This is a genomic window from bacterium (assembly GCA_013360215.1).
GTDB lineage: Bacteria > CLD3 > CLD3 > SB21 > SB21 > JABWCP01.
In genome coordinates, this window is the sequence record JABWCP010000002.1 from 14,469 (window position 1) to 37,458 (window position 22,990).

A 22,990-nucleotide genomic window follows, 5' to 3' on the forward strand; every position below is an offset into this window, starting at 1 on the left:
TTACGGCGGGGTTTGCTATTTTTATTAAAACGCGTATATTCAAAAAAGAATGTTTAGGAAAATAAAATATGAGTGCGTTGGTAATTGGCAAATATTCCTTCAATTCACGGTTGATTGTCGGTACGGGAAAATATAAAGATTACGATGAAACCAAAAAAGCGCTTGAAGAGAGCGGTGCAGAAATGATTACCGTGGCGCTTCGACGTGTTGATCTCACTAAACCCGACGACAAGAATCTGCTCGATTATATCGGTTCAAAATACACGTTACTTCCTAATACAGCCGGTTGCTACACGGCTAAAGATGCGGTTCTGACCTGTAAATTGGCACGGGAAGCCTTAGGTGCGACATTGGTCAAGCTGGAGGTTTTGGGTGATCCGCGTACATTATTTCCGGATAATGAACAGCTTCTCGAAGCCGCACAAATTTTAGTCAAAGATGGTTTTACCGTTTTGCCATACTGTATTGATGACCCGATCGTTTGTAAAAAACTAGAAGACATCGGTTGTGCCGCCGTCATGCCCTTAGCTGCGCCGATCGGTTCCGGTTTAGGAATTCGTAATCCGTACAATCTTGCTATTATCATTGAACATTCCAAAGTGCCTGTCATCGTTGATGCGGGTGTCGGTACAGCGTCCGATGCAGCGATTGCAATGGAGCTTGGTTGCGATGGTATTCTCATGAATACCGCTATCGCCGGAGCAAAAAATCCCATCAAAATGGCACGCGCAATGCGTTTGGCCGTCGAAGGGGGACGTTTGGCTTATGAAGCGGGGCGTATCCCGAAAAAACTTTATGCTACGGCTTCCAGTCCTATAGAGGGTGTTATTAAGACCTAAATGCTTGCAAATGCCCTCAATAACAAATATGTTTCTACATAATTATTTTACCGAATACGGAACACCTTATGTCCTCAGATGAGTACAAACTTACATCGTTAGCGTCTTCTGCGCTTTTCAAAAATATATCCGAAGATGCGCTGCGCCGTTTATTACCGCATTTTACGCTCAAAGTGTATCCGACCAATACGGTGATTTTTGAAGACGGTAATACGCAACCGGACGGTATGTACATCATTGCCAAAGGGTTCGTAAAAATTTTCAAAAGCGTGCCGGGTGAAGAAGTGCGTCAACAAGCTGTAGCTGTACTTCCCGCAGGCAGTTATTTCGGTGAAATGGCGTTATTGGATGAAGAAGTGCGGTCGGCCGGTGCGGTGACAATGTATGAAACGGAATTATTGTTTTTTCCCAAAGAATCGTTTCATGCATTAATGCATGAAGACTTAAAACTGTCGCATGAAATCATGACGCGTTTAGCAAAAGTGATGAGCAAACGTTTGAGGGATACCAACAATCTTTTCCGCGAAGTCGTAAGTTGGGGGTATCGTGCGCGAAAGGAAGTCCGTGACCTAAAATCTAATTTTCTTTCGACCATATCGCACGAACTTCGTACGCCGATTCATTCGATTCAAGGTTTCAGTACGTTGATGAAAGAATCCAAAGACGTAGATGATGAAACGAAACAACGTTTCGTCGAAGTTATTTTGCACGAAAGTAAGCGTTTGGCCGATCTTATCAATGATCTTATTTCATTAGCAGAGATCGAATACGGTTCCATCATAATTGAGCGCCATCCCAATAATCTCAAAGAATTACTGAGCAAGGCGTTTGATGAATATAAAGACCTAGCTCGTGAAAAAAATATTAACTTAGAGATGAAAGTCGAAGATACATTTCCTATCGTGGCCATGGATGGTCCTCGTTTTATTCAAGCCATTGGTCATTTGATCGAAAATGCAATTAAGTTTACGGGTTTTAGCGGTAACGTAGGTATGCATGCGCTGATGACTACCGATGCCATTGAAATCCATGTGCACGACACCGGTTCAGGAATTCCGAGTAAATATGTTGAGCGTATTTTTGATAAATTTTATCAAGTAGATCAGACCACGACGCGTTCGGCGGAAGGTGCCGGTATCGGATTATCTCTCGCACGAACTATCGTAGAATTGCATGGCGGAAAAATTATCGTAACCAGCGTCGAAGGTAAAGGTTCGACATTTACCGTCACAGTACCGTTATCCCATATTGCATTTCAGGATGGCCGATAACCGGTAGCACGTATGCAAAGGCCGCATATTTTTGTAATCATCTTATCGTATAACGGACGGCATCTCACCGAAGCGTGCGTTCGCTCTTGCTTAGACTCCGATTTCACATCGTTTACTATCGTGCTGGTTGATAATGCGTCTCCTGACGGGAGCGGCGATTATCTTAAAGAAAAGTTTAGTTCTGAAATTCACTCCGGAAAAATCAAATACATCGGTAATGAAGCTAATCTTGGTTTTGCGGGAGGAAATAATGTCGGTATTCAATACGCGCTGGACAACAACGCCGACGCTGTTTTATTGTTGAATAACGATACGGTGATGGACAAAAAGTGCCTTACTTATCTATCCGAGGGGCTGGCGCACTATCCGCAAGCCGGTATTTTGGGTCCTAAAATCTACTACTTTGAACCGAATGATCAGATTTGGTTTGCCGGAGCCGAATTTAAATTATACAAAGGTACGGCGCGACATATTGGCATTCGTGAAAAAGAAAACCTACAATACGAAGAAGCAAAAACGTGCGATTACATCACCGGCTGTGCGATGCTGATTCGGCGCGATGTTTTTAAGAGCGTGCCGGGACTCAATACTTCATATCATATGTATTCGGAAGATGTAGATTTTTGCTTCCGAGCAAAACAGGCCGGCTTTGAATTGATGTATATTCCGCAGGCAAAAATTTGGCATAAAATATCTGCTTCAACGGGTGGGCAATTATCATTACGAAAAATTCGGTTACGTTTTTTTAGTAATATGAAATTGCTCATCAAATATGCCCGTTGGTATCATTGGTTGACTATTCCGTTTTATTTTTTTGCCGATCTGATGCGAATTGCTTTTCGTATTTTGACCGGGGCTATTCGAAATTAGCATATGAGTATCTCAATGGAACATATAGATGCCGTGCGTTTATTGGCGCATAATGATCCTAAACGAAAACGTTATCTGTCCAGATTACTGTCGTCGGTAGAGAACGACGCGGAAAACGGCCCCGATATTTTGCGAGCGTTACTTCCCTATACAGGACAAGCCTACCGGATCGGCATTACCGGCCCTCCGGGTGCCGGTAAAAGTACATTAGTCAATGCCGCTGCATTAGGATTGGCACAACAAGGGAAACGTGTCGGTATTATTGCCGTCGATCCGACCAGCGCATTTACGGGGGGTGCCATATTGGGTGACCGTTTTCGGATGCAAGCGATTTCTATGCATGAGAGTATTTTTATTCGCAGTATGGCTACCCGCGGGGCGATGGGCGGTCTGGTGCATACGGCACACGCCGCGGCAGACTTGTTGGATGCGTTTGGGTACGATGTTATTATTTTTGAAACGGTCGGTGTAGGTCAATCGGAAATAGATATCGTCCAATTCACCGATACCGTAGTTGTTGTGCTTGTACCGGAATCAGGCGATGGGGTGCAGGCCATGAAAGCCGGCATTATGGAGATCGCGGATTTATTTGTAGTCAATAAATCCGATCGCGATCAGGCGGACATCCTCAAACGTGAATTAGAAGCTGCCGTACAAATTCGTTACGCCCATGCACCATGGATGCCGGTCGTTTTAAAAACAGTGGCAACGCAAAACGAAGGCATTGATGCCGCTTTAGAAACGGTTTTTAAGCACAGAGAATATTTGGAATCAAGCGGGGACATGGATATAAGAAGGAAGAGTCGTATTCGAAACGCATTACTTCGTGGCGTAAATAAAAAATTACACGACCACCTTACTTCCGAAGGATATCGTGGCTTGGTAGATGAACAAATTGATGCTGTTTTTTACAAAAAAATTATCCTGCAAGACGCGGCCGATATGATTTTCCGATCAATGTATTCTTCCGCGATACCGTCCGGAAAATGACGTACCTCTATCAGATGTTTCCACGTCGTATCAAAAATTCACCCTCCGACCAATCCGACATGGCTTCAAAAGCTTCCGATTCACTTTTAATGATTTTTTGCTGTGCATCCACGATAGCCATTTTTTCCGGTAGGCCTTTCACAAACGTGATCACTCCGATCCCATCGGCGTGTTTGATTCGTAAGTAGCCGTTTAAGGATTCGTTTTCACATACCGCCAGTAATTCCACTAATGGTTTATCGCTCAGTTGGCCGCTTAATAACGTGTTGGCGCTTTGGAGTGTGCGCTCAAATGCGTCCACCATGGATTTGATTTTGGCAATAAATAACGATTCTTTGCGAATCGGTTTGATGAAATAATCAACAGCACCTTGTTCGTAGGCATTCACCAGCACGGCTGTATCTTGGAGCTCGGACAAGAAAAGAAATGGCATCAGTTTGAGATGCGGTTTTTTTTGTATGGCTTTAAGGAACGTAAAACCGTCAGAGCCGGGGATATTCATCTCTGCGATGATCATGCGAATATCATGATTGTCCGGTTTTTCGATAAACTCCATCGCCAAGGTTGGTTTCTGGAAGCCGACAGGGGTAAAACCGGCTTTTTCCACCATAGCGGATAAATTAACTAATGACGCGGGATCATTGTCAACGATCAGTATTTTTTTGAGTTTCATCGGCGTCCTTCCTTTTTTTTAAAGTAATTACCGCAATGCATATAAGCAAAACGAATTTCCATATTGGAATTTTTAGTCGAATAACCTAACTTGCCGTGCGGTTAATCATATGTATAACGGAGAAGAAATATGTCTGATCATGTATTAAAAGATCTCGAGCCTAAACGCGTTTTTGATTATTTTTATGAAATAACTCAAGTCCCACGCCCTTCGAAAAAGGAAGAAAAAATCCGAGCGTATATTAAGGGAGTAGCACAAAAACTCAATTCGGACTGGAGTGAAGACGCCGCAGGGAATATTGTCATTCGTAAACCGGCCGCTCCCGGTTATGAGAATAAACCGGTTGTTGTTCTCCAAGGGCATTTGGATATGGTTTGCCAAAAAACGCCAGATACTCAAATTGATTTTGATAACGATCCGATCAAACCCCGCATTGACGGAGAATGGGTCAAAGCAACCGGCACGACGCTTGGCGCGGATAACGGAATTGCCGTAGCGACAATGCTGGCCATACTTGAAGACACGACCATGAAACATGGGGCGTTAGAATTACTATTTACCGTTGATGAAGAAACCGGTCTTACTGGCGCATTGAAATTGGAACCTTCCATGCTCAAAGGACGTTATTTACTCAATCTCGATTCGGAAGATGAAGGTGTGCTATTCATCGGTTGTTCAGGGGGGAAAGACGGTGTTATTCATTTTCCGATCAAACGTAAACCGGCTAAAGAAAATGAAGCGCGCTGTCTTATCGCCATAGAAGGTGGTGTCGGTGGACATTCCGGTATGGATATTATTTTGGGCCGGGCTAATGCGAATAAAATTTTGACACGCGTGTTGTACGAATTAACCAAAGAGTTCAAATTTAAATTATCGGACATCAAAGGCGGAACCGTACGTAATGCCATTCCGCGTGACGCCGCTGCACATATAGCCGTACGCAAGGAAGATATCGGTGCATTTAAAGTACGCGTACAAAAAATGCATAATTACCTCAGTGCGAAATATCAGAGTACCGATCCGGACCTGAAAATTATTTTTAAAGAAGCGCCCATTGCTCAGTTTACTACAATTAAACGCTCGCGTTCTGTTGAGCTGATCCGGCTTTTGAAATCATTGCCCAACGGCGTACAAGCTATGAGCAAAGATGTTGATGGTCTTGTCGAAACATCCGTCAATCTCGCAACAATAGAAACACACGAAAAAGAGATCATAATAGGCTCCAGCCATCGCAGTGCGATCGAAGAGGAAAAACGAGACATTTTAGATCAAGTTGGCGCCATTTGTTCGTTGACGCATGCAACGGTGAAAGAAACCGACGGATATCCGGGATGGAAACCCAATCCACAGTCGAAGCTTCTGGCAATGACCAAAAAAGTTTTCAAAGAAATTTACGGTAAAAATCCAAAGGTAACGGCTATTCATGCCGGTTTGGAGTGCGGTATTATCGGTGAAAAATTTACCGATATGGATATGATTTCTTTTGGGCCGACCCTTCGTAACGTTCACTCGCCGGATGAAGGTCTCCACATACCGACCGTAAAACCATTTTATACTGCGGTACAAAAGCTGTTGGAGACCATCGCGTAATGATAGATGAAGCGCTTATTCGCCGTCTGCAACAAGCTAAGCGTTGGGTTTTTTTCACGGGCGCCGGGATGTCCGCCGAGAGCGGTGTTCCGACATTTCGGGACGCACAAAGCGGTCTATGGGCGCATTTTAAACCGGAAGAATTAGCCACCCCTCAGGCATTTAAACGTAATCCCAAAATGGTATGGGAATGGTACGCGATGCGACGTCAAATGATCGCAGCGGCTAAACCCAACGCGGGTCATTACGTGATTTCCAAACTGGAAAAACATTTTGAAGTGACGACAATCACTCAAAATATAGATAACTTACACACCATAGCCGGCAGTACACGTGTATTGGAACTTCATGGTAATATTTTTCGAACTAAGTGTTTTACGGATGATAAAATTGTAGAACATCCATTGGATACGGATGATATACCGCCGCTATGTCCCAGATGCGGTGGCTATGTAAGGCCGGACGTGGTTTGGTTTGGAGAATTATTACCCGAAAAAATTTTTGAACAGTCTATGCAAGCGGCATCAAACACGGATGTTTTTTTATGTATCGGTACCAGCGGTGTCGTATATCCGGCGGCCGGGTTGCCGATACATGCGCGACAATCGGGGGCACTATTGATTGATATCAACCCTGAAACGACGCCTATCTCCGAACAAGCCGCATACCACCTTCAAGGCGCGTCGGGGCCTATTTTGTCACAACTATTTGAAAAAGTAACCGGCCATTTTATGGAATCACGCACATGAATCGTGGTATTTTTATTTCGTTCGAAGGTATTGACGGCTGCGGTAAATCCACCCAGATTCGACGTTTGCAAATGCGTATCGAAGCCGAGGGACTGCCGGTCATCGCTATGCGTGATCCGGGAGGTACTGCCGTATCCGAAAAAATACGTCAAATTTTGTTATCTACCGAAAGCGTCATTGATCCGGTTACGGAATTATTACTCTACGAAGCGGCGCGAGCCCAGATCTTAGCGGAAAAGATCAGACCTTCGTTGGCCGAAGGACATGTCGTGTTAATTGACCGTTTTTTTGATTCGACGACGGCCTACCAAGGATATGGGCGAAAAATTGATTTGTCGCTGATCCACGCAGCTAACCATATCGCTACACAAGGCCTTTCACCGGATCGCACCTACCTGATCGATATTTCGTGGGATGAAAGCCAGAAACGACGCATTGCGTCGCAGAAAGATCGAATGGAAAACGAAGGGCGGGATTTTTTTGAATACGTTCGTCAAGGATACTTAGCTCTCGCCGAAAAAGAATCCGGACGCGTATTACGTCTGGATGGAGATCAAAATATAGATCGTCTATCTAATCTCATATACCAAGATTTTCTTACTCTCCGCGATAGAACGAAGTCATCATAATGATCCCTTTGAAAAAAATCGAGCACTACAAAGGCGAATTGTCGCTGGGTATTATGGTGACCGGACTGTTGGCGTGTTTTTTTATCGCGGCTTCATATCCTCATTTTTCACCGATGCTGGTATTTATTCTGCAGTCCGGTTTTGAAGCTGGTACAGTGGGCGGAGCAGCCGATTGGCTAGCTGTAAAGATGATTTTTGATGAAATCAAGATTGGTCGCTTTCGTATTGTGCCGGCTTCCGGTATTATTCCGCGAAAACAGAAATCTATTGCTGAAGGCGCCGGTAAATTAGTCGCAGAAGAATGGTTATCCAAGGACAGTATAACCGGCTGGTTAAGCTCATTTGATGCCGCATCGGCATTAGCCGTTCATTTAAAAAAAATTGAGCAGAACGGTGAGTTGGATCGTTTTATCAATTGGGGACGCGCACGAATTATTCAATGGCTGGATTCGCCTGGATCGGATTCATATTTTGAAATGTTATTGCGCGAAGGATTAAAAAATATCAAACCGATGCATTTTTTGGGGCACTCTGTACCGGACGAACAATTTACTAAAGTTCTTCACCGCTTACTTGATCACGCGCCTGAAAAAATAGCCGATACCATGACTTCACAAACCGTGTATGAACTCTTGCGCGATAATATTGAAAGAGAACAAGGTTTTTTTTCCAAGTTATTCTTTGACGCTGGCGAATTAACTGAACGCATCATTACCAAAGTGACATCTATATTGAGATCCATAGCTGCCGATGAAAATCATGAACTACGCCTGGAAATAATAAAACGCGCCTCGGTATGGAAACAAGCGCTTAAGGGTCAAGATAACAATACATGGGACACATGGATACAAGAGTTTATAGGTGAAACAGATTTGAAACAATACATACCAGGGATCAAAGTAAAATTAAAATCATTATTGGATAGTGAAACGGATAGCGGAAAAAAAATAGATGAACTGTTAAAAAACATTTGGCAAAATACCATTTTTATGTTAGAATCAGATCGTAGCTTACAGGTAGCCGTCAACACCCGTTTTACTGAAATAGCGTCCGATATGCTGCAAGCGCATCACGGTAAGATTGCGGAATTGGTGACCTATAACATCAATAAATTATCTGTGCAGGAGATACGTGATCAATTCCGCTCGCGAACATATGATGATATGCAGTGGATTCGTGTCAACGGTGCCGTAGCCGGTTTTGTGATTGGAATTCTTATTGGTTTGTTTCGTTTAATTATCGGATAGATTTCGTTATTAATAACAAAAGCGAAAGATCTGTTATGCAAAAACTTTACGTGGCCGGGCTAGTTTTTCTGTTAAGTTTTTTCTCAGGCGTCATTGTCGCACAAACAAATATGACGTTCTTGAGTCAAAAAGACGATCACGGAAGCAACTATGCTAACCTCTGGGGGTATGTTGACTCACTGGGAAATGAATATGCTATCGTGGGATGTTTCAACGGCACAGCGATAATCAATGTTACCAATCCCGCATCTCCCACTGAAATCGCATACATTCCTGCCCCCAGTTCGTCATGGCATGAAGTTCAGGTTTGGGATAAATATGCTTATGTCGTATCTGAAGGTGGTAACGGTTTGCAGGTAATTGATTTATCTCAATTGCCGGCCTCGGCCTCATTAGTTCAAAACTGGACAACACCAAATTATTTCAGAACACACGCACTACAAGTGCGTGACGGGTATGCTTATCTAACCGGTGGTAATGTGACACAAGGTGTCCCCGGCGGCAAAGATATAGGTGGAATTAAAATCGTCAGTTTAGCGGATCCAAGAAATCCAGTGGAAGTGGGGAACTGGGCGGAAAATTATGTACATGACTGCTATGTACGCAATGATACGATCTACGCTGCTTCGATTTTTCAGGGCATTATTTATGTCATTGACACAAAAGTTAAATCTAAGCCACGTACCATTCATCAGTTTACTTATCCTAATGCATTTAGTCACAATACCGCATTATCTGACGACGGAAATTATCTTTTCACTACGGATGAAACTTCAAGCCCGGCAGGTCGTTTACGAATTTGGAATATTTCAACTCTGCGCGATGGAATTCCAAACAATACGAATATCTCGCAAGTCAAAGATTTTGGTACGACGGCCATCGTTCACAATGTTTACGTCAAAGGGCGTTATGCCTATGCTTCCTACTATACCGAAGGCGTACGAATTTGGGATCTAAATAACATTTCGACCTTGCCTGTCGCCGGTGCATACGATACATATGATGCGGATAATTCGGCGAATTTTACCGGTGCGTGGGGTGTTTTTCCTTTTTTTCCTTCGGGTAACATTGCGATCTCCGATATGGTACGGGGCTTGATCATGACCAGCTTTAGCGGTAAAGAAACTGGGCAAATCAATGGTACTATCAAGGACATAAACACGGACCTACCTTTAGCAGGGGTCAAGGTCGCCTTACTTGAGGATACCCAAACGCGTATGACGGATGTCTCCGGGCAATATAGTTTTTCAGCTCTGCGTGGTGCAACAACCGTAAGGCTTCGCAAATCGGGATACCGCACGGCATACCATAATACTACAGTACCGTTAAATAGCACCTCTACTTATAACTTTACGATGACACCGCTGCCTCTTGATCCACCTTCTATGATTACAGCCATCGGAGATAGTGGCATTGCAACTTTGACATGGAATGTCATCGCACCGGATGACATAATCAAATATAGAATTTATTACGGGACGTCGCCTAATCCTACAGCGCAGATGGATTCCGTCATTGATGCGCGGGATACGGTGCGTTTGTATTCAACGCTTACAGTTGGCGGAACATATTACTTTAGAGTAAAAGCCGTGTATTGGGACGGCCAGGTAAGCGATTTTTCTCCTGAGGTAAGTACGTTTATTCCCAACAAAAAACCTGCCGCCACGACGATTTTGAGTTTGCAATCGGATAGCGCTCAGGCAACGTTGCGCTGGCTTAAAACCAACGATAGTGATTTCCTGCGATATCGTATATTCGCGGGCACTTCACCCAATCCGACGACACAAGTAGACAGCGTTTCTACGCAAGCCGATACAGTACAAACGATATTCAATCTTACGAACGGGCAAATGTATTATTTTGCTGTCAGCGTTGTGGATGTGGACGGTCTTGTGAGTCGTTTGTCAAATGAGGTTTCAGTTGTTGTAAATCCAATTGCATTAAATTTGGTTACAGCCTTGTATCAGAATTCAATTCTTCCCCAATATGTCAATGTTGTAGTGAATACGAATATTGCTTTGATCAATTCGCCCAGTGTAAGGGTGTGGCGAACCAACGATACGACGACGGTCGCACTCAGTTCGTTACCCGGAACTACGAATACTTATTCCGGTAGTTATCAGCTTAAACAAAGCGGAACATACACAATCCAAACACGTGGGATTTCATTCAGAAATCAAGATTCTACAAAATTACGTTATCTCACGGCTACTTTGGCCAAACCAAGTTCGGATAACCGTTTAACTACTGAAGACGGGGCTTCCGTATTGATGATTCCGGGTAGTGCTGTGACAACCGATATGTTTTTTACATGTTCGATAGAAAAAAATGAAGAAGCCGAACGAATTTACGCGTTTGGACCGGATATCAACTATACTGCGCCACTGCAACTTCAATTCAAGTTGCCCGCTTTAACTAATGAACAGCCTAAAAAATGGTTTATTCTTCGCGAAGAAAATGGACAGTGGATCAAACTAGAATCACATGTACTGGCCAATGAAAATATAATACGGACAAACACCTCCTCGTTAGGCCGATTTAAATTGCAATACGATCCGACGAGCGGTGACGAATCGTTGATTGTGAAATCATTTGATCTAAAACAAAACTTTCCCAATCCGTTTAATCCGGAAACGACTATAGCCTTTACTTTGGAAAATAATTCTGATAGGTTGACGTTGGCGGTTTACAATGCACTTGGCCAAAAAATAAAAACATTATGGGATGGACCGAAAACTTCAGGCTACCATCGCGTTACTTGGGATGGAACTAATGAAACCGGGCAACGGGTGAGCACGGGGATATATATATACCGTGTGAATACCGGCAAGTCCGTGTTTAGTAAAAAAATGCTTCTGATCAAATAAGGGGAGACAACATGAAACGTATAATATATTCATTATTAGTAGTTCTTACCGCGATGTCGTGCGATGTGGATGTGGAAGATACATCACCGAATTCGTATGCCGAATTTATGTCGGAAGGATGGATTTTATTTAGCCAAACTTATTACGACTCTTCGTATCAAACATTTGTCGATGCCATAAAGAAATATCCGGATTCGGCCGATGTATATACGGGCGCCGGATGGGCATTGATGAAAATGGACAGTTTGAATAAAGCCGGTCAAACTTTTACAACAGGATCAACCAAAGTCGGTAAGGATGTTGACTTTTATGCCGGTTGGTCTTTTTGCGAAAATGCACGGCGTCAGTTTTCAAGTTCCAATGAAAAATTAATGACGGCACTCAGCCTTAAGCCAACCTGGTCATTTCCGTATGCCGGAAATATCGGAGCATCGGATCTTAAAGCAATGAAAGCAGAAAATTATTTTATGATGGGTGATTTTGTATCAAGCCTGGCTGCTGTACAAGTACTGGATCCTAATTTCACAGCCGATATACAATCTGATGTTGGTATAGGTGAATTGGCCGTTAAAATAGAAGCGCTAAAAAAGGCCAATTAGTATCTACTAAAAACGACTCCATAATAAAAAAAAGCTCTATGTAGAAGGCCGGTATTTTACTGTTTGTCATTGAGGTAGATTTTTAGTTTGTCGCCGACCTTAATGGTATTGGAAGAAAGTTTATTCCATCGTTTGATGTTGGACACTTCTACATTAAACATTTTTGCAATGCTGATCAGATTATCGTTATCCTGCACGACATATATTTTCATTCCCGGCTCTTCGGCCGTCACTTCTTTGGTGCGTTTATTGGTAGCGTTACGATAACCCTCGTCCGGCATATACTGATCAATATAAAGCGTCAATACCTGGCCAGGGAATATCGGATCGCCGTAATAAAGCCCGTTCCAGTCGCGAATGTTTTGCGCGGTGATATTATACCACTCGGCAATATGACCTAATGTCTGACCGGCTTCGACTTTAAAAGTCAATTTCTTCTTTCCTGCCATCCAGTTGGTATTGGTTTTACCGGTACCACCCGCATTAGTAGTCTTAGTTTGATTGGAAGTATTTGCCACGGGTGTATTTCGGACAGGTGTAGGCTCTTTGGTAGCTACATACGATTTGGGCGCCACCGGGATAAGAATCCATTGGCCCGTCGTTAAGTTAACACTGCTTTTTAACTGATTGGCCTGTTGTATGGCTTTGACGTCCGTCCCATAACGATTGGCAATTCCGGACAAGGTTTCGCCGTACTTGACCTGATAGCGTACCCATGAGCGTTTCTTGTCTTGTGGAATTTTGGCATAATTTTCAAGAAATGCAGTACGTGTTCCAAAGGGAATTTTCAACAGATAGTTTGGAACTGTCGGAGGTGTACACCAACGAAGAAGTGCAGGGTTGAGGTCGCGAATACTGTCCGGTGTCGAGTTGACGCATTGCGCGATAATCTCCAGATCAAGACATTCGGTCACAGTTACCGTATCCATGCGTGCAGCCGATTCGGTTTCCAAGGCAATACCGTATTTAGCCGGGTCGCGAACGATCTGTGTAGCGGCTATAAAATAGGGAACATAGTTACGTGTTTCCCTAGGTAATTTGGTCATTTCCCAATAATCGCGTGTATTATTTTTCTTCATTGCATTATATATACGACCCGATCCGGCGTTATAAGCGGCTAATGCCAAATACCAGTCGCCAAACTCATTAAACAGATCCTTGAGGTATTTGAAGGCATAACGCGTGGAAACGTATAAGTCCCGGCGATCGTCAACCCACCAGTCAACATTCATCCCATAACCGGTAGCTGTTTTTTTGACAAACTGCCAATGCCCGACAGCGTGAGCGTGCGAACGCGCCTGTGCGCTATATCCGCTTTCGATCATCGCAAGGTATATCATATCGTCGGGAACACCTTCTTCACGAATGATCGTGCGAATCAAGTCGGCATCGCGGCCAAATTTGCGATATAGATATTTGATGTTTGCGCCGCCATTTTTGGTGAGGTAGTCCGTAAACTTACGAATCCGCTCGTTATCAATATTGATCGGAATAAAATCCATGGCGTGACCCTTGGCGATCGGTGCTTTGATCGTACCGATGGAATTACTTCCGCTCAAACCGATATCATAAAATACCAACCGGCTTATCACGGTTTGTTGGAACGAATCCTCTTTGTATTCATTTTGGATTTCAAGCAGATTTTTGTACTGATCGATGATGCCTGAGGCTAACCAATTGGGGTAATCCATTTTTCCATTGGTGCCATTTTCTTCATTTTCAGTTTTAGTGTCATCCGCAGGAGCGGCTTCAGATAAGTCAATATTGGGATCGAAAAGATTATTGGCATTGTCATCGGTTGTTTCTTGTTTAGCCAATACATCGCCCCAGGCGACTAACGCGTCAATGGCTTTTTGATAATACGATTTGGCAAGCGATGCATTTTGATCAACATACCAGGCTTTGAGCGCCAAACTATAATTAGCCTTAACGGATGCTATAGCTGTAGTATCTTCGACGGAACCGTTACTAAGCCCTGAAACCGCCGGAGTCAATTCTAAAAACTGAACCGGTTGTTCATTGATCTCAGGTTTGACAGTATCTTTCATCGTCAAACTATCGCGAACCGAAACGACAGAACTCATAGGGGACGAAGTTGCTTCTTTAGCAGAGGAACAGGAGGCAAGCGATATCAAAATAACAAAGCTCAACATCATAATACAAAAATTAAAAACGCGTAGCATTACAAACTCCTTAAATATACATTTTTAAACCGCGGCAATATAAAGCATAGGATAAGTATTGTCAACCAAAGTTTAACGAACACCGCTTTGTTTTTGAAAGACTTATCAAGGTGAGATATTTTGACAATGCTTAACAAAGCGATTGTTAATGCATCAAAATATCATATATTGATTCGTCTCAAAAAGTTCTTTGAAAGCATGAAAAGCAGATGCGATGATCGTTCCGTATCGTAGTGATAACGGAAAGGAAAGTCCGAACTCCTTAAGGCGCGGAACTGGCCGAGATTTCCAAGAAATGCAAGGTCGGGTGATGATCGCGAAAGCGGTGATCAACGGATAGTGGAACAGAAAATAAACCGCCACGCCGATGGTGTGGTAAGGGTGAAACCGTGCGGTAAGAGCGCACGTGGTGTTTGCGCAAGCGGCGCCATGCTAAACCCTTCCGGGAGCAAGATCAAATAAGAAGAAGTCCCGCAAGGGGCGGGCCGCCTGCCTGATTCGCAAGAGCTTCTTCGGGTAGATCGCATTCCGTCGCATGGTATCATGCCGGTCATGATGCCGTGAACGGGATTTCCGGCTTGCCGGAAAAGATAAATGATCATCCGTATGCTTCGGCGTACGAACAGAATTCGGCTTACGATCTGCTTTTCAATTTTTATTTGATTGAATAGAGTTTTTGCTTTATCTTGCGCGGTTGTTAAGGTCATGTATTAAACCGGCTTCGAAAGTGAGTGTGGTGAAGGTATGGCACTTAATGGACACGTTTTGGTGCTCAATCAGAATTATGAGCCGATGACGATATGTCATGTGAAAAAGGCGTTTGTTCTGGTTTTTTTGGGCAAGGCGGAGATCATCGAAATTGCCGAAGGGCGAAGTATTCGTTCGGTTTCGCACGAGTACCCGTTCCCGAGCATCGTACGACTGATGAGTTTCGTTTACAAAAAACGTAAAGGCATAATGTTGTCCCGAAAAAATATTTTGAAACGGGATAATTACCAGTGCCAATACTGCGGAACACGTACCGACGCGATGACGGTAGATCATATTTTACCGAAAGTGCGCGGCGGCAAAGATGCGTGGGAAAATCTGGTCACCGCGTGTATCACGTGCAATAATAAGAAAGGGGATCGCACCCCGGACGAAGCGCGGATGGTGCTGATGACAACACCCCGCAGGCCGCACCCGCTCAGTTTTATCCAAGGGCATGCGAGCGGCCACTATGATAACTGGAAACAATATCTTTTTATGTCATGATGCGCTTGTTATCACACATTACACAGGCGCGGCGACAGTGTAACCGGCTTCGAAAGCCGATTTCTCAAACGGACGAAAGGTTGTATGCCGAGAATTTTCAGCGGAATGCGCCCGACAGGGAAATTGCATCTGGGACATTTGGTCGGAGCATTGGAAAATTGGGTCAAATTTCAGGACTCGTATCAAACCGTTTACGGCATTGTTGATTGGCATGCACTGACGACCGGCTACAAAGACACCGCTTCACTTCGAAACTACATACTCGAAACGGCTATTGATTGGATTTCCGCCGGTATCGATCCGCAAAAAAGTATTATCATGCAACAGTCCCGCGTCAAAGAACACGCGGAGCTGCATTTGCTTTTTTCGATGATCACACCAACGCCTTGGTTGATCCGCAATCCCGCTGTCAAAGAACAAGCGCGCGATATGGGACTTATCGAAACGACGCAAGACGAACAAATGATGCGCATTGATTTCGGCCATCTCGGGTATCCTGTTTTGCAAACTGCGGATATATTGGTATATCAAGCGGATACCGTACCCGTCGGTGAGGATCAGGTACCGCATATCGAACTATGTCGTGAAATCGCACGCCGCTTCAATTTTTTATACAGCGCATCCGGTTTTCAGTTCCCGGAGCCCCAACACAAGTTGACGGTCACACCGCGGCTTCCGGGTATTGACGGTAACGCCAAAATGAGCAAAAGCCTCGGAAATTGTATTTATCTTTCTGATGATGACGCAACAATCGAATCGCAGGTGCGAAAAATGGTCACCGATCCTCAAAAGCTGCGTAAAAATGATCCCGGCCGTCCGGAAGTTTGTTCGGTTTATAGCTATCACAAAGTGTTTAATACCGACGAAACGCAGGGCATTGCATTGGGATGTACAACCGGCGAATTGGGATGCGTCGCATGCAAAAAAAATCTTGGACAAAAACTATCTCAACGTTTAGAACCTATGCGCCAAAAACGCGCCGAATTGGTATCGGATCTCCATGCGGTCGAAAAAATAATATCCGAGGGCTCCGACAAAGCCCGTGCTATCGCGTCCGATACGATGGTTTCGGTTCGCCGAGCTATGAAACTTGATTAACGCACGAAAGGAAAAAACTATGCGTTACGTTTTGTTTTGGATACTCAGCATAAGTACACTGTGTGCGCAGGATCAGATCCAACCGTACAAAGATTACGACAACGATTGGCTTTCACCGCAGTTTCACAAAGGACGTCGCGAGGCGTTGGCTCAGAAAATGAAACCCCACAGCATCGCCGTGCTTTTTTCGTCGGAAGAACGCCTTCGCAGCAACGATACGTATTATCAATATAAACCCGAGAGCAATTTCTATTATCTGACCGGTTTCCGTGAACCCAATGCGGCATTGATTTATTTGCCGGAGGGTTGGGTTGTCGGCGGAAAAACATATTCGACGGTTATGTTTGTGCCCAAACGAGATTACCGCTATGAAGTATATAACGGACGTCGCATGGGTACCGACGGCACACAGAAAATTCTCGGCATTGATACGGCGTTTACCAATGATGAATTCAGCACGCAGTTAAACAAAATTTTACTCCAACAGCAGACTGCTTCGAAATTGGAAAATGTGTATTGTTTTAATTTACGTGAGCAATATGACACTAAGACGCTGCGTAACATGACGACGGCGTTTACGGATTTTCGTAATAATCCCCGAAGCCTTTTGGGATATATGAATTCGGCGGATTTTATCAATGTGGAACCGTTGATCGGCGAACTGCGTGCCGTAAAAACAGAAGAAGAAATCGTCTTACTTAAAAAATCCATTGAGATAACCAACGACGCCCATTTGCAAATGATGAAAAGCTGCGAACCGGGGCAAAAAGAGTTTGAAATCAAGGCGGTCGGTGAATATGTCTTTACGCGCCTGGGTGCGGAATACGAAGGTTATGGTAGTATCTGCGGTTCGGCCGAAAACAGTATTATTCTTCACTATACGACCGATCGTCGTCAAATGAAAGATGGTGACGTATTGCTCGTAGATATGGCCTCCGAATACCACGGTTATTCCGCCGATGTGACGCGTTCGTATCCGGTCAACGGCAAATTTACCAAAGAACAAGCCATCATTTACAATATCGTGCTCAAAGCTCAACAAGCCGGTATTGACCGCATTAAACCGAATGTACCTTACCGTGAAGTAGCGGATGCCATTACCAAAACATTGGAAGATGGTCTTTTGGAAATCGGGTTGATTCAGGATCGCAAAGATGCAAAAAAATATACCGTGCACGGCTATATGCATTCGATCGGACTGGACGTACACGATCCGCAGTCGTATGACAGGCCGTTCGTTCCGGGTTTTTTTACGACGGTAGAACCGGGTATTTATATCCCTGAAAATGCACCGTGCGATAAAAAATGGTGGAATATCGGTATTCGCATCGAAGATGATATTTTGGTCACCGAAAGCGGCAATATCAATCTGTCTGAGCGTGTACCCCGCAAAATAGAAGACATCGAAAAACTTATGAAGAAAAAGGGTGTTGGTAATGTACCGTTGGATAATAATTGAGGGCGCATCGTGTATCGTGTAAAGTTAGAACAATTTGAAGGCCCTTTGGATTTATTGTTATTCTTCGTTCGTAAGGACGAACTGAATATATACGATATTCCTATCGCATACATCACCAAGCAGTATCTCGAATACCTGCATTTGATGCGTACGCTCAATCTGGACATTGCGGGTGAGTTTATTCTGATGGCCGCTACGTTGATGCGTATCAAGGCCAAAATGATGTTACCACCGGATCCGACGACCGAAGAAGAAGAGGAACTGATCGATCCGCGCCAGGAATTATCACGCCGGCTTGTCGAATACCGCCAGTTTAAAGAAGCTTCCAAATCATTGGCCGAGCTGGATGAGTATTGGCGCTCCGTATATCGCCGGAGCTATTTCAATTTTGATCTGATCCCTCAGCAAACCGAAGAAGCTGTTGGTTTAAAAGATATCTCCTTTTTTGATCTTTTGACGGCTTATAAAAATGCAATGGCCAAAAAGCCGGCTGTCATTTATCACAACGTGGAACGTCTCAATGTTACGGTCGAAGAACAGCAGGAATACATCATGGATTTTTTCCGTGATCGCAATATGTACACGTTTCTGGAACTCGTCGAGGATATGAGCAAGATTGAGGTGGTAGTTACATTTTTAGCCTTGCTGGATCTCGTTAAAAAAGGAGAAATCGCAGCACGCCAAACCACCCTTTTTGATGATATATGGATTTACAAAGCGTCCGCATATACGGATGAAATTCCCGATGAGTTACGCGCCGACGAATCCGAAACGAAACAGCCGATACCTTTAAACGAAGAAACTGTTCTCACACCGTCCGATGCGGCTGTGTTGAATGAAGTTTCATCTGACGATACAACGTTTGCGGTGAATGAATCCGAAGATACGGCTTTGGATTCGTCATTAACTGAGGCCGCCACATCGCCCGATAGCGAATTAGCAAACGACCGCATTGATATGGCGCAAACGGATGACCCGGTGCAAGAAGTCGAACAAGCCACAGTTGATATGAATATTGAGGGTGTTACCGATGAAGCGAAAACCGATGCGGAAACGGTTGGATTGAATGAAGAAATTATAAATAACGAAGCCTTCGTTGCGATTCCCCAAGTCGAAGAACAACCGCAAACGGAATATACAGATACTTCTGAGGCGTTTGCTGATTCCGAAAATGATGAAATTATAGACGCAACAGCCGAAGAAAATTTAAATTCACTTTCAAATGAAAACATTCATTCAGTTGAAAAAACTCAATCGAATTTGTCTTCAGATGAAACAATATCTGTATCGGTGAATGAATCAACGGAAGCTGATTTTTATACCCAAGTACCATCGGAAAATATTTCTTCCGCACAAAATCAGTCTGAAATAAGCCATGTTAAAACGGAAAATATTGATTCACACGGTGACGAGTTTTCAAACGAAGAAACGGAATCATTGGATCGTACAATAGTAAATGCAGCCGATGATACGATCGCAACGGATTTAACCGCCTCAATAACCGAAGTGACTGTTGATGAAAATGTAACCGATGATGCCGTTTTTTTAGCAACCACGACAGAAGACCAAACGATAACAGAGCCCGTTCCCGTCGAGCGTATCAGAACAGTAATCGCCGAATCGCAAGTCAATGTAAATAATTCTGATGCCGAATCGGTGGATACAATCACGGATAATGCGGCTCTATCAGACACTGAAGATAAAGTGATTGCGCCAACGAATGAGCTGATCGTTGCGACGGCTGAAACAAATGCAGACGATGTTGATCAAACACCATCGCAGGTTAGTTCAAACGAAATCGGCAATAATAGTAAAACAGATCAAACTGAATCAGATACGATAATACCAGTCGGGGAAGATGAACCCGCATTAATTCGCGCAAACGATGTTTCGACGACGGATATTCAAGCTATTCACGAAAATGAATTAACCTCCGAGGATGTGATTGAACGTGCTGCGTCGGAACCATCACAGAACACCGATCCTGTTCATATCATTGAGGCGATTCACAATCAAAACTATGAAACGATTCAACCGGATTTAGTAAAACCGCTCGTTTCACAAGACGAACCAAGAACTGATGGCGCGTCTGTTGTCTCAGCTAAAATGGAAGATGATGCAAGCAAACCCTTGACTGAACAGCATGAAACCGCCGATGCGACTCTTAGCCGCACCGTAACAAACGGAGAAAAACCATCGCTTGATGAAATGGAAAAACCGTCTATTATAACGGTATTTGTTCGGAAAATAGTATCTTTTGTCAAACGTTTTTTTGGAAAATGATAGATGATAGGTTATTAAAAAGATTATGGAAGAACAGAATCAAAACGAATCCAACTTGGAACCCACGGAAGTACAGATTGATACCGAGACATCGGAGGTCCCTGCGGATCCGCGTATTGTGGACGGATTGCCGCTTCAAAATGTAGTTGAGTCCATTATTTTTGCATCGACGGAACCTTTGCCGATGGATCGTCTTTTGGAGTGTATTCAAAAAGATTACGTTCAGGCTTCGTTAGTTCGACAAGTGATAGATGAGATCAATAAACATTATCAGGCCAACAATTTACCGTTGCGAATTATCAAAATCGCCGGCGGTTATCAATACGCCACCCATCCGCAGTATGACAAATGGGTTAGTCGACTTTTCAAATCAAAAGCGGAAAAAAAATTATCCCAATCTTCGCTCGAAGTGCTGGCAATTGTGGCGTATCGCCAACCAATTTCACGTGCGGAGATTGAACGTATCCGAGGGGTAAACGCCGATTGGACATTGCGTTCACTGATGGAAAAAAATTTAATCACGGTGGTGGGTCGTGAAGATGCACCGGGAAAACCTTTACTTTTCGGCACGACCAAGCCGTTCTTGGAGCATTTCGGTTTGGATGCCATCAATGAACTTCCCAAACTCAAAGAGATCGAAGACATCATCAAAGAAGATAAAGAGTTTGCCGAGACGCTGGAATTTGATTTTGCCGATAAAAAAGCGGCGGAAGCGGCGGCTAAAACGGCTGACGAAACAGCGAAGAACGAAGGGCTGTCTCAAGAATTCGCTGAAATCGATACGATGCTTAAAGAAAATAATTTTAATCCCGAAGATCATTTGAAGTGAGAGGCGATGAATTTTGATTATTTAAATGACCAGGCTTGGATCGTCAATCAGGACATCCCATGGAAGCATTTGTCTAAAGATCTTTCCGAAGTGCGCATTGCGATTATCACTACGGCGGGACTTTATATGTGGAAAACGCAAAAACCGTTTTCTTTTGAAGATGAGATACCGGATGTCTCATTTCGTGAAATTCCCAATTCCGTTACCCAGGAAACTGTTCGAGTGTCCCATCGTTACATGGATCTATTCGGGTCGGCCGGGGTGGATATCAATAGCGTGTTTCCTATCCATCGTTTACAAGAGATGGTATCCGAAAAACGTATCGGCGGTCTAGCGGAAACCCACTACAGCGTGATGGGCGAAGTCAGAGATCCGCGGTTGTTTATTGAAGATTGTATGCCCAAAATACTGAAATTACTCCAAAAACAATTGGTGGATGTTGTTTTGGTAACGCCGGGAGGCCCTTTGGGGCATCAAACAGCGGGGATGATCGCACGATTTCTGGAGGAAAACGATATTACGACGATAACTATCGGCGCGGTAAAAGCCATCGCGCAAAACGTTAAGTCGCCGCGTACATTACTGGTGCGTTATCCTTTCGGTATGTATTTCGGTGCGCCATTTGATGCCGATAATCAAAAAGAAATAGTCAACGAGTGCCTGGTCCATCTCAAAGCAATTCGCGAACCCGGTGAGGTGTCTGAACTGAGTGTACGGTGGCAGGATACGTTTAAAACAGCTTTGCAGATCAAACCGGAGTTACCGACGCTGATGGACACCGGCGCCATCATCGCGGAACCCGTGATCGAGAAGAAAAAAATTGCAGCGGACGAATTTTAAATTATGATGCGACTTAATAAATTTATGGCTACGGCGGGGGTCGCCAGTCGCCGCAGTTGTGACGAAATCATCGGCGAAGGGCGTGTTACTGTCAACGGACAAGCTGTTACGGATTTATCTTATCAGGTGGATGAGGCGTTAGATCGTGTCGAAGTGGACGGTCAACTTCTTTCGATCAAAGAAAAAGATGTGTACATTATCCTGCACAAACCGCTGCGGTATGTAACCACCGTCAAAGATGAGCGGGGCCGTGATTCGGTCGTGGATCTAGTCAAAATTACGGAACGTGTGTATCCCGTCGGCCGACTTGATTTCGATACGACCGGACTTCTGCTATTGACCAACGACGGTGAATTGGCTTTTCGTCTGGCCCATCCCAAGTTTGGCATTGAAAAAACATACATCGCTTTGCTCAATAAAAAAATCGGCGAATCGGAGTTGCAGCAATTGCGCCGGGGCGTCGTGCTGATTGACGGTAAAACAGCACCGTGTAAAGCCGAAAAATTGGGAAAAGAGCTTGTCAAAATTACCATCCACGAGGGTAAAAACAAACAAGTCAAGCGCATGTTTCGTAAACTGGGCTATAAAGTGAGGGAGCTGCACCGCTCGCAGTACGGTCCTATACAGCTGGGTAAACTCAAATACGGACAGTGGCGTAATCTCAAACCGGCTGAGGTGTTGGCGTTAAAAAAGGCCACGGGTTTGATAAAAAAATAGTCA

General features: G+C 44.1%; 19 protein-coding genes and 1 other RNA gene. 18 read left to right on the plus strand and 2 right to left on the minus strand.

Annotated features, from left to right (window positions below; genetic code table 11):
* Window positions 1–68 precede the first annotated feature (68 nt).
* From HUU58_01575 to meaB, 4 genes are all read left to right on the plus strand, one after another.
* Window positions 69–839 (plus strand): thiazole synthase, encoded by a 771-nt coding sequence (locus HUU58_01575; protein NUN44345.1) that lies wholly within the window; start codon window positions 69–71, stop codon window positions 837–839.
* 68 nt (window positions 840–907) lie between these two features.
* The gene (locus HUU58_01580) at window positions 908–2,110 is read left to right on the plus strand and encodes a cyclic nucleotide-binding domain-containing protein (GenBank protein ID NUN44346.1); all 1,203 of its coding nucleotides are present in this window, start codon (window positions 908–910) and stop codon (window positions 2,108–2,110) included.
* 12 nt (window positions 2,111–2,122) lie between these two features.
* The gene (locus tag HUU58_01585) at window positions 2,123–2,980 is read left to right on the plus strand and encodes a glycosyltransferase family 2 protein (protein NUN44347.1); all 858 of its coding nucleotides are present in this window, start codon (window positions 2,123–2,125) and stop codon (window positions 2,978–2,980) included.
* A 3-nt stretch (window positions 2,981–2,983) separates the two neighbouring features.
* The gene (meaB, locus tag HUU58_01590; GenBank protein NUN44348.1) at window positions 2,984–3,970 is read left to right on the plus strand and encodes a methylmalonyl Co-A mutase-associated GTPase MeaB; all 987 of its coding nucleotides are present in this window, start codon (window positions 2,984–2,986) and stop codon (window positions 3,968–3,970) included.
* 10 nt (window positions 3,971–3,980) lie between these two features.
* On the opposite strand, the gene HUU58_01595 is transcribed toward meaB, so the two are convergent.
* Window positions 3,981–4,643 carry a response regulator gene (locus HUU58_01595; protein ID NUN44349.1) on the minus strand — a complete coding sequence of 221 codons (663 nt, stop codon included), beginning with the start codon at window positions 4,641–4,643 and terminating at the stop codon, window positions 3,981–3,983.
* Window positions 4,644–4,772: 129 nt separating this feature from the next.
* Between HUU58_01595 and HUU58_01600 the strand changes: the two genes are divergently transcribed.
* The 6 genes from HUU58_01600 to HUU58_01625 are packed head-to-tail and all read left to right on the plus strand — an operon-like array spanning window position 4,773 to window position 12,324.
* Window positions 4,773–6,233, plus strand: a complete 1,461-nt coding sequence (locus HUU58_01600; GenBank protein NUN44350.1) for an aminoacyl-histidine dipeptidase — start codon at window positions 4,773–4,775, stop codon at window positions 6,231–6,233.
* Window positions 6,233–6,982, plus strand: coding sequence for an NAD-dependent deacylase (locus HUU58_01605; GenBank protein ID NUN44351.1), 750 nt, complete (start codon window positions 6,233–6,235; stop codon window positions 6,980–6,982). Before HUU58_01600 ends, HUU58_01605 begins: the two co-directional genes overlap by 1 nt.
* Before the next feature lie 8 nt (window positions 6,983–6,990).
* Complete coding sequence (gene tmk / locus HUU58_01610; GenBank protein ID NUN44352.1) at window positions 6,991–7,611, plus strand: dTMP kinase; 621 nt, start codon at window positions 6,991–6,993, stop codon at window positions 7,609–7,611.
* On the plus strand, window positions 7,611–8,858 hold the full coding sequence (locus tag HUU58_01615; GenBank protein ID NUN44353.1) for a DUF445 domain-containing protein: 1,248 nt from the start codon (window positions 7,611–7,613) through the stop codon (window positions 8,856–8,858). Before tmk ends, HUU58_01615 begins: the two co-directional genes overlap by 1 nt.
* A 35-nt stretch (window positions 8,859–8,893) precedes the next feature.
* Complete coding sequence (locus HUU58_01620; GenBank protein ID NUN44354.1) at window positions 8,894–11,725, plus strand: choice-of-anchor B family protein; 2,832 nt, start codon at window positions 8,894–8,896, stop codon at window positions 11,723–11,725.
* Window positions 11,726–11,736: 11 nt separating this feature from the next.
* Entirely contained in the window at window positions 11,737–12,324 is a 588-nt protein-coding gene (locus HUU58_01625; protein NUN44355.1) for a hypothetical protein, read from the plus strand.
* A gap of 56 nt (window positions 12,325–12,380) precedes the next feature.
* Here the strand turns inward: HUU58_01625 and HUU58_01630 are convergent, their stop codons facing one another.
* Window positions 12,381–14,408 (minus strand): LysM peptidoglycan-binding domain-containing protein, encoded by a 2,028-nt coding sequence (locus tag HUU58_01630; GenBank protein NUN44356.1) that lies wholly within the window; start codon window positions 14,406–14,408, stop codon window positions 12,381–12,383.
* A 300-nt stretch (window positions 14,409–14,708) separates the two neighbouring features.
* Between HUU58_01630 and rnpB the strand changes: the two genes are divergently transcribed.
* The 8 genes from rnpB (at window position 14,709) to HUU58_01670 (ending at window position 22,987) form a co-directional block, all read left to right on the plus strand.
* Window positions 14,709–15,160: RNase P RNA component class A (gene rnpB / locus HUU58_01635), an RNA gene on the plus strand.
* Between the two features lie 91 nt (window positions 15,161–15,251).
* A complete protein-coding gene (locus HUU58_01640; GenBank protein NUN44357.1) occupies window positions 15,252–15,761 on the plus strand; it encodes an HNH endonuclease in 510 nt (169 codons plus the stop codon).
* An 84-nt stretch (window positions 15,762–15,845) separates the two neighbouring features.
* Window positions 15,846–16,859: a tryptophan--tRNA ligase gene (gene trpS, locus HUU58_01645; protein NUN44358.1), complete on the plus strand. Its 1,014-nt coding sequence runs from the start codon at window positions 15,846–15,848 to the stop codon at window positions 16,857–16,859.
* A gap of 19 nt (window positions 16,860–16,878) precedes the next feature.
* Window positions 16,879–18,318: an aminopeptidase P N-terminal domain-containing protein gene (locus HUU58_01650; protein NUN44359.1), complete on the plus strand. Its 1,440-nt coding sequence runs from the start codon at window positions 16,879–16,881 to the stop codon at window positions 18,316–18,318.
* Window positions 18,319–18,327: 9 nt separating this feature from the next.
* The gene (locus HUU58_01655; protein NUN44360.1) at window positions 18,328–20,601 is read left to right on the plus strand and encodes a segregation/condensation protein A; all 2,274 of its coding nucleotides are present in this window, start codon (window positions 18,328–18,330) and stop codon (window positions 20,599–20,601) included.
* Window positions 20,602–20,626: 25 nt separating this feature from the next.
* Window positions 20,627–21,430, plus strand: coding sequence for an SMC-Scp complex subunit ScpB (scpB, locus tag HUU58_01660; GenBank protein NUN44361.1), 804 nt, complete (start codon window positions 20,627–20,629; stop codon window positions 21,428–21,430).
* A 6-nt stretch (window positions 21,431–21,436) separates the two neighbouring features.
* Window positions 21,437–22,270 (plus strand): hypothetical protein, encoded by an 834-nt coding sequence (locus tag HUU58_01665; GenBank protein ID NUN44362.1) that lies wholly within the window; start codon window positions 21,437–21,439, stop codon window positions 22,268–22,270.
* 6 nt (window positions 22,271–22,276) lie between these two features.
* A complete protein-coding gene (locus HUU58_01670) occupies window positions 22,277–22,987 on the plus strand; it encodes an rRNA pseudouridine synthase (GenBank protein NUN44363.1) in 711 nt (236 codons plus the stop codon).
* Window positions 22,988–22,990 lie beyond the last annotated feature (3 nt).